This is a genomic window from Marivita sp. S2033 (assembly GCF_046592965.1).
Taxonomy (GTDB): domain Bacteria; phylum Pseudomonadota; class Alphaproteobacteria; order Rhodobacterales; family Rhodobacteraceae; genus Marivita.
Map to the genome: position 1 here is coordinate 1 of NZ_JBISBV010000038.1, position 1,928 is coordinate 1,928.

Annotated in this window: 1 protein-coding gene; it reads right to left on the reverse strand. The window is 52.6% G+C overall.

Annotation, left to right across the window (positions count from 1 at the left end):
• Positions 1–184: 184 nt before the first annotated feature.
• Positions 185–1,621 carry a primase-helicase family protein gene (locus ACGKZZ_RS17160; RefSeq protein WP_411224738.1) on the reverse strand — a complete coding sequence of 479 codons (1,437 nt, stop codon included), beginning with the start codon at positions 1,619–1,621 and terminating at the stop codon, positions 185–187.
• Positions 1,622–1,928: the final 307 nt, after the last annotated feature.

Below are 1,928 nucleotides of genomic sequence, written 5' to 3' on the forward strand. Positions count from 1 at the left end.
AAGAACCGCAGCTTTGAGGGCCGCACCGTCGCTGTGATCAAGCAGCCGCCTTCCTCCTTCAGGGCTGCTTCGATGAGTGAGAAGGCCCGGGCTTGGGCCTCCTCTAGGTGATCATCGATCACTTTTCTGAACCAAGCCTCGCTGTCATCTTCATAGACGAGGATCATGTTTCCAGTCCTTTGCGTTAATGTCCAAGAAGATCGTCGCACACATCAAGAACCTTTAGGTGTTCCCCGAGGTCCTGTTCCTCGAAGCCCTCCGGCCCTTTCAGCTTACCGCGATCCACCCAGTAGCCCTTGGCTGTCCACACTGCCCTAGAGTAATCGCATCCATCCCACTTCACGTTGTCCTTGGACCATCCGAGCTCGGTGATGAGATGTTTCGTCTGCGCCAAGTTGGCGTTCAGATCCTTCTTCACGAATTCGGTCAGCTTAGCCTCACTGATTGCTTTCATGCCTTTCGCATCCAGCATCTCGCGCAGCATTGCCTTACGGGTACCCTCAGAAGCCGCATGCACTCGCTTCATCAGCGGCGTCGCTTCTTCTTGGACGTTGAGCCATTTTGCATTGAACTTCTCAGCTTGCCGACGCTCCATCAGCGCTCCATAGAGCCCTGCAATACGGCGATCATCCGCCATAAACTCATGCAGTTTGCCAACCAAGGCCGCAAATTCTCCTCCTCTGGGACCGGCGGCGTGACCATCGTGATCAACCTCAATCAGATAGTAGCGCCTGTCTTCTTCCTCGATCCACAACGGCAAATGGTTGCTCGTGAACATGAAGCTGCAGAACTGTTCAACGCGTTCCGCGTCTACTCCTTTCCTTTCGACAACTGCTTCTGACTCTGTGATGTAGGTTTTGAGAGCGTTCCCCTGCTTGGAATTGGCTCGAAGGTCTACTTCCTCCGAGATGACCAACTTCTTCGACAGGATTGGGCTGTTGAACTTTCCCGTAAGCTTGTCGACGCTGTTCTCGCAAACAGCATTCTCGTCACCGAAGAGACGTGCCACAAGCTTGCAAAGGGTGCTTTTTCCGCTTCCTTTCGTTGCTGAATAGAAGAAGGGTGCCCACGTCGGTTTTTGGTCCTCGTGCTGCAAGCTCCAGGACAGCCAGTCCAAGAACTTTTCTTTCTCCTCCTTTCGGGTGAAGAACCAGTCGAAGAAATCCTCTGCCAAACCATAGCTGGCATCGACCCCTTCGAGATCACGATATGCGGGTTTTCTCCAAGCGTTGATGGCCACCGTCCCGAGATCCCAGATGAACCGGTTAGGGTCCCCGGGCTTACAGACAATGCCGCCGTTCCAAACCGGGATCGACGTGTCCATATTCGAGTGCTTTTTGACGATGGTCAGCTGGAAAACCTCCTTCAGTATTTGAGGAGTTGGTGTCAAGTGACCGAACTCCTCTTTGATCCGGAAGACGCAGGATCGTTGCACGTCTTCCATCGACAATTTGACGTTCAGCCGATCAACTGCGAAGTACTTACTATCCTTCCTGACGTACCAAGAACTGACAGCCTTCGAGATGATTTGAACGATCTCCTCGCTGTCGTCTTTCGGTTGATCGTCTGTTCTGTTCGCGTCGGTTCCTTCCCACTTTTCAATTAATTTTATCATGCCCATGTCGGTTTCTTTTTCTCTTTATAATGGGTTGAAATTGGCCGCCTCGCGGGCGGCGATTGATAATTATATTGCTCCTTGTTTTATTGGGCCTTCGAAGAAGAGGGCCTCAGGTTTGAGGTTATGCCCCGAAATAATTGGGCATTCTCTCCAGCGGGCGATTTTACGCTGCCTTCTTCGAGTGGAAGCGAGATGGTGACGCTGGGTCAAGATTTCAAGCCCGGGCCTTCTCACTCATCGAAGCAGCCCTGAAGGAGGAAGGCGGCTGCTTGATCACAGCGACGGTGCGGCCCTCAAAGCTGCGGTTCTT